7 protein-coding genes are annotated in these 6,059 nt (G+C 66.0%); all 7 read left to right on the top strand.

Going from position 1 to position 6,059, the window contains the following annotated elements; all coding sequences use genetic code 11:
* On the top strand, nt 1-452 hold a 452-nt coding region (locus AC5JJ6_RS37355; protein WP_496046892.1), incomplete at its 5' end, for a type 2 periplasmic-binding domain-containing protein.
* A 76-nt stretch (nt 453-528) separates the two neighbouring features.
* Nucleotides 529-1,029 (top strand): tripartite tricarboxylate transporter TctB family protein, encoded by a 501-nt coding sequence (locus AC5JJ6_RS37350; protein WP_044433377.1) that lies wholly within the window; start codon nt 529-531, stop codon nt 1,027-1,029.
* 75 nt (nt 1,030-1,104) lie between these two features.
* On the top strand, nt 1,105-2,607 hold the full coding sequence (locus AC5JJ6_RS37345; RefSeq protein ID WP_496046891.1) for a tripartite tricarboxylate transporter permease: 1,503 nt from the start codon (nt 1,105-1,107) through the stop codon (nt 2,605-2,607).
* A 22-nt stretch (nt 2,608-2,629) separates the two neighbouring features.
* Entirely contained in the window at nt 2,630-3,520 is an 891-nt protein-coding gene (locus tag AC5JJ6_RS37340; RefSeq protein WP_496046890.1) for an NAD(P)-dependent oxidoreductase, read from the top strand.
* A gap of 176 nt (nt 3,521-3,696) precedes the next feature.
* Nucleotides 3,697-4,536, top strand: a complete 840-nt coding sequence (gene mutM, locus AC5JJ6_RS37335) for a bifunctional DNA-formamidopyrimidine glycosylase/DNA-(apurinic or apyrimidinic site) lyase (protein WP_496046889.1) — start codon at nt 3,697-3,699, stop codon at nt 4,534-4,536.
* Nucleotides 4,515-4,955, top strand: a complete 441-nt coding sequence (locus AC5JJ6_RS37330) for a hypothetical protein (protein WP_496046888.1) — start codon at nt 4,515-4,517, stop codon at nt 4,953-4,955. The genes mutM and AC5JJ6_RS37330 overlap by 22 nt, the downstream gene beginning before the upstream one ends.
* Before the next feature lie 90 nt (nt 4,956-5,045).
* The gene (locus tag AC5JJ6_RS37325; RefSeq protein WP_496046887.1) at nt 5,046-5,822 is read left to right on the top strand and encodes an enoyl-CoA hydratase; all 777 of its coding nucleotides are present in this window, start codon (nt 5,046-5,048) and stop codon (nt 5,820-5,822) included.
* Nucleotides 5,823-6,059 lie beyond the last annotated feature (237 nt).

Here is a 6,059-nt window from a genome sequence, read left to right as displayed (position 1 = left end):
CGTTCAAGAGCGGCGGCGAAGCGGCTGTTCAGCTTGCCGGCGCCCATATCGACGCCAACGTCAACAATCCCAACGAGAACTTCGGCCAGTGGAAGGCCGGCATGGTCCGTCCGCTCTGCGTCTTCAGCGCCAACCGGATGGCTGCCGGTCCCAAGGTCGCTGGCGACATGAGCTGGTCCGACATCCCGACCTGCAAGGAAGGCGGGCTGAACGTCGAGAACTACCAGATGCCGCGAACCGTCTGGTTGCCGGCCGGCGTGCCCGACGACGCGGTGAAGTTCTTCGTCGATGTCCTGACCAAGGCGCAGCAGACGCCGGAATGGAAGTCCTACATCGAGCGCACCTCCCAGACCGACCGTTTCCTGACCGGCGACGAGATGCGCAGCTTCGTCAAGGCGGATGAGGAGAAGGCGGTCCAGGTCTTCAAGAAGGAAGGCTGGGCAGTCCAGTAAGAAGCCGTTTCAGGGTGCAGGCATTTGGCGCCTGCACCCCCGCGCTTCCCTCAACCGCTTTCATGGAGGCCCATCCATGCGCATGTTTCACGGCATGGTCCTTTCCCGCTTCGCGATGGAGATCGCCACCGGCTGCGTCACGGCCCTGGCCGGCGCCATCATCAGCTACGGCGCCACGGAATTCGGGACCGGGTGGGACGATGCCGGCCCGCAGCCGGGATACTTCCCCTTTTACATCGGCCTGCTGATCGTCCTCGCCAGCCTGGGCGTCGTGGCGCAGGCCTTCACCCAGCACCGGCGGACGGGACAGGTCTTCCTGACGGGCGAGCAGGCCGGCCGGATCGTCGCCTTCGCCGGTCCGATGGTCGCTTTCGTGGCGCTCTGCGTCCTGCTGGGCCTCTATGTCGCGATGACCGTGTACCTGTTCGCCGTGATGACCATCCAGGGCCGGTTCAAGATCCCCCTGGCGGCGCTGGTCAGCATCGGGACCGCCATCGCCTTCTACGTCGTGATGGAGGTCTGGTTCCAGGTGCCGCTGCTCAAGGGTCCCGTCGAAGCGATGCTCGGCATCTACTGAGCCCGAGTAATCGGTCTTGACCGGCCGAATTAAGAAAAACTGGGGGAAAACGCCTTGGAGAACTTCTCGAACCTTATGACGGGGTTCAGCGTCGCGCTGACCACCTATCATATCGCCATCATGGGGGCCGGCGTCCTCCTGGGCATTCTCGTGGGCGTCCTGCCGGGGTTGGGAGCGCCGAACGGCGTCTCCCTGCTGTTGCCGCTGACCTTCACGATGGACCCGGTTTCGGCCATCATCCTGCTGACCAGCATGTACTGGGGCGCGCTGTTCGGCGGATCGACCACGTCGATCCTGTTCAACATTCCGGGTGAGCCGTCCTCCGTCGCCACGACCTTCGACGGCTATCCGCTGGCGCGGAAGGGGCAGGCGACGCATGCGCTGACGTTGGCCTTCCTGTCGGCGGGCATCGGCGCGCTGTTCGGCGTTCTGGTGATCACCGGTTTGTCGAGCTGGGTCGCGAAGTTCGCCCTGAAATTCAGCTCGCCGGAATACTTCGCGGTCTATTTCCTGACCTTCGCCAGCTTCGTCGGCATGGGCAGCGCTTCGCCGTTCAAGACGGTCGTGTCGATGATGCTGGGCTTCGGCTTCGCCACCGTCGGCATGGACACGATTTCCGGCAGCCTGCGGCTGACCTTCGAGATCCCCGACCTGATCAAGGGCATCAGCTTCCTGATCGCCGTCATCGGCCTGTTCGGCATCGGCGAACTGCTGCTGACGATGGAGGAGGGGCTGCGCTTCGACGGCATCCGGGCGCGGGTCAGCCCGCGCGAGGTGATGAAGACCATCGCCACGCTGCCGCGCCATTGGGTGACGCTGCTGCGGAGCTGCCTGATCGGCTGCTGGATGGGCATCACGCCGGGAGGACCCACGGCGGCCTCGTTCATGAGCTACGGCCTCGCCAAGCGGTTCTCGCGCCGGGGCAAGGAGTTCGGCAAGGGCGAGCCCGCCGGCATCGTGGCGCCGGAAGCCGCCGACCATTCGGCGGGAACCAGCGCCATGCTGCCGATGCTGGCGCTGGGCATCCCCGGCTCCGCCACCGCCGCCGTCATGATGGGCGGGTTGATGATATGGGGCCTGACGCCGGGACCCATGCTGTTCATCGAGCGGCCCGACTTCGTCTGGGGCCTGATCGCCAGCATGTATATCGGCAACGTGGTCGCCGTGGTGCTGGTGCTGGCGACGGTTCCGCTGTTCGCCTCCATCCTGCGCATCCCGTTCTCGATCATCGGTCCCGTGATCGTCGTCGTCTGCTTCATCGGCGCCTATACGGTCAACAGCGGGACCTTCGACCTCTGGCTGGTGCTGGCGTTCGGTCTGGTCGGCTACGTCTTCAAGAAGCTCGACTACCCGATAGCGCCGCTGGTCCTGGCGATGGTGCTGGGCGACAAGGCGGAGGACGCGTTCCGCCAGTCGATGATCATGGCCCGCGGCTCGCTGGCGGTGTTCTGGTCCAACGGTCTGGTCGGCACGATCATGACGATCGGCGTGCTCCTGCTGCTCTGGCCGCTGCTGGCGGCCGGTATTTCCCGCGTGTCCGGCGGTTTTGGGCGGACGCCGTCCATCCGGCTGAACTAACTTGCCAAATCTGGAGGCGATCATGCCCGAAGCGCTGCCGCGCATCGCATTTCTCGGCCTGGGCCTGATGGGCTCGCGTCAGGTCCGCCGCCTGCTGGGCGCTGGCTATGACGTCACCGTCTGGAACCGGACCCGCGCCAAGGCGGAGCCGCTGGCCGCCGACGGCGCCACCGTCGCCGACACGGCGGCTGGTGCCGTGGCCGATGCCGACATCGTCATCACGATGCTGGAGAACGGTCCCGTCGTTTCCGACCTGCTGACCGGCCAGGGCGTCGCGGAGGCGATGCGGCCGGGCTCCATCCTGATCGACATGAGTTCGATCAAGCCGGCCGAGGCGCGCGAACATGCGCGGGTGCTGGCCGGGCGCGGCGTGTCCCACCTGGACGCTCCGGTCTCCGGCGGCACCGTCGGGGCGGAGCAGGGCACCCTCGCAATCATGGCCGGTGGACGGGAGGAGGACTACCTCCGGGTCGTTCCGGTTCTGGAAGCGATGGGGCGGCCCACGCTGGTCGGTCCCTCCGGCGCGGGCCAATACGCCAAGCTGGCGAACCAGGTCATCGTCGGCGTCACGATAGCCGCCGTGGCCGAAGCGCTGCTGCTGGCGGAACGGGGCGGCGCCGATCCGGCCAAGGTGCGCGAAGCCCTGCGCGGCGGCTTCGCCGAGAGCCGCGTGCTCGACCTGCACGGCTCCCGTATGGTGGAGAAGGCGTTCGAGACCAAGGGCCGTTCCGTCACCCACCTGAAGGACATGGACAACGCGCTGGCCGCCGCTGCCGATACCGGCTTCGACGCGCCGCTGACCGCCCAGGTGGCCGATATGTTCCGCGACCTGCTGGCCGTGGAGGGCGATCTGGACCACAGCGCCCTCTACAAGGTGCTCGACCGGCGCAGCCCGGCGATTCCGGCGAGTTGACGTCCCTGTGGAAGCGGCCTCCGGCCGCTAACGGCAAAGCGGCCTCCGGCCGCTAACGGCAAAGCGGCCGGCGGCCGCTTCCACGATGGATCGATTTCCGCATCATGGGCGGCTTCGTGACTATATGATACGGCGCAGGTCCGACCGGACCGCCTCGTCAACCAGCCGAAGTCCCCATGCCCGAACTGCCTGAAGTCGAAACCGTCTGCCGCGGGCTCGCCATGAAGATGGAGGGGCGGGTGCTGACCAGGGTCGAGCAGCGCCGGCCCAACCTCCGCATCCCGTTCCCCGACCGCATGGTCGAGCGGCTGACCGGCCGCAGGGTCGTCACCATCCGGCGGCGCGCCAAATACATCCTGATCCACCTGGACGACGATCAGGTGCTGATCGTCCATCTCGGCATGTCGGGCCGGATGACCATCGGCCGGAACCTGGGGCCGCCGGCGGCGCACGACCATGTCCTGCTGACCACCGACGACGGGTCCGACATCCGGTTCAACGACGCCCGCCGATTCGGCCTGATGGCGATGACCGGGGCCGACGTGCTCGACAGCCATCCGCTGCTGGCGTCGCTGGGGCCGGAGCCGCTGGGCAACGAATTCGATGCCGAAACGCTGTCCCGCGCGCTGAAGGGCAGGATCACGCCGATCAAGTCGGCCCTGCTCGACCAGACGGTCGTGGCGGGCTTGGGCAACATATATGTGTGCGAGGCTCTGTTCCGGGCCGGGATCGGCCCGACGCGGATCGCGGCCACGGTGGCGGGCCGCGACGCCGAACGGCTGGTGCCCGTGATTCGCGAGGTTCTGACCGAGGCCATCGCCGCCGGCGGCTCCACGCTCCGCGACTATGTCCAGGCGTCGGGCGAGCTGGGCTATTTCCAGCACAGTTTCTCGGTCTACGACCGGGAAGGGCAGGCCTGCCCCGGCTGCACCTGCGACATATCGAGCACCGGAGGGGTGCAGCGGATCGTTCAGGCCAACCGCTCGACTTTCTATTGTCCACGACGCCAGCGCTGATGTACCAGTTCGGCATGCCGCACCATCCGGTCCTCACATCGGCGGTCCTCGCCATCCTCCTGCTCGCCGCAGCGCCGTCCGGCCTGCCCGTTTCCGGCATCTATCCGGCCCAGGCGGCGGAGAGCGCCTTCGTCGACGGGATCGACGACCTGCCCCTGATGCCGGGCCTTGTCGGCGTCGGCGATCAGAGCCTCGTCTTCGACAAGCCCGGCGGCAGGATCGTCCAGGCGGTGGCGACCGGCCGGGTGCGGGCCGCCGCCGTCCGAAGCTTCTATGCCGATGCCGCGCCGCAGCTCGGCTGGAAATCGGCCGGCGAGGGACGCTATACGCGCGATGGCGAGTCACTGCGGATCGAGCTGACCGACCCAGGAGCGCCGGGCGGTGTCCTGACGGTTCGCTTCATCGTCAATCCGCAGTAGCCAGGCCTTAATCCAAGCAACCCAATCACCGGTTCTACGGCAAGGCCCGCCCCAAGGCGACGGCCGCGCCCATTCAAGGGGGAGAGAAGCATGCCTTACGAAAATATCCTGGTGGAGACCCATGGGCAGGTCGGCCTCATCAAGCTCAACCGGCCCAAGGCGCTGAACGCCCTGTCCGACGCGCTGGTGACCGAACTGGCCGCCGCCGTCGATGCCTTCGAGGCTGACGACGAGATCGGCTGCATCGTCCTGACCGGCAGCGAGCGGGCTTTCGCCGCCGGCGCCGATATCAAGGAGATGGCCAACCACACCTACATGGACGTCTATCTTTCCGACTTCATCACGAAGAAGTGGGGCAGGGTGGCGACTGCCCGCAAGCCGGTGATCGCCGCCGTGGCGGGCTACGCGCTGGGCGGCGGCTGCGAGCTTGCCATGATGTGCGACTTCATCCTGGCGGCCGATACCGCCAAGTTCGGCCAGCCGGAGATCACCATCGGCACCATCCCCGGCGCCGGCGGCACCCAGCGCCTGACCCGGTTCGTCGGCAAGTCCAAGGCGATGGAAATGGTCCTGACCGGCCGCACCATCGACGCCGCGGAGGCTGAGCGCTGCGGCCTGGTCAGCAGGATCGTTCCCGCCGCCGACCTGATCGAGGAAGCGCTGAAGGTGGCCGCCCGGATCGCCTCGCTCTCCCGGCCGGTCGTGATGATGGCGAAGGAGTCGGTCAACCGCTCCTACGAGACGACGCTGGAGGAAGGCATCCGGTTCGAGCGCCGGCTGTTCCACTCCACCTTCGCGACCGAGGACCAGAAGGAAGGCATGGCCGCCTTCACCGAGAAGCGCGAAGCCAACTTCAGGAATCGCTGATCCATCCGCCGCCGGGGAGAATGCCGGACGGGAGTCGTCCGGCCCCAGACGTCTGGGGCCGGACGGTGTTGAATAAGACGCTGCCGCCGAGGCTCTTATAACCCCCCACCCCAAAAAAACCAAAAAGGAAAAATTACACAAGGTGTAAAAAACATAGTAAAAATTAAGCGTAAAAAAACAAAAAAAAATATTAATTATTTTATATTACATATATATGAATAATTAACAATTTACACA

The sequence above is a fragment of the Skermanella sp. genome (genome assembly GCF_059503625.1).
This window is presented reverse-complemented; position numbering and strand designations above follow the sequence as displayed.

Coding starts and splice junctions, on each gene's coding strand:
- AC5JJ6_RS37325 (WP_496046887.1), top strand. CDS start 5,046: ATGCCTTACGAAAATATCCTGGTGGAGACCCATGGGCAGGTCGGCCTC.
- AC5JJ6_RS37350 (WP_044433377.1), top strand. CDS start 529: ATGCGCATGTTTCACGGCATGGTCCTTTCCCGCTTCGCGATGGAGATC.
- AC5JJ6_RS37340 (WP_496046890.1), top strand. CDS start 2,630: ATGCCCGAAGCGCTGCCGCGCATCGCATTTCTCGGCCTGGGCCTGATG.
- mutM (WP_496046889.1), top strand. CDS start 3,697: ATGCCCGAACTGCCTGAAGTCGAAACCGTCTGCCGCGGGCTCGCCATG.
- AC5JJ6_RS37345 (WP_496046891.1), top strand. CDS start 1,105: ATGACGGGGTTCAGCGTCGCGCTGACCACCTATCATATCGCCATCATG.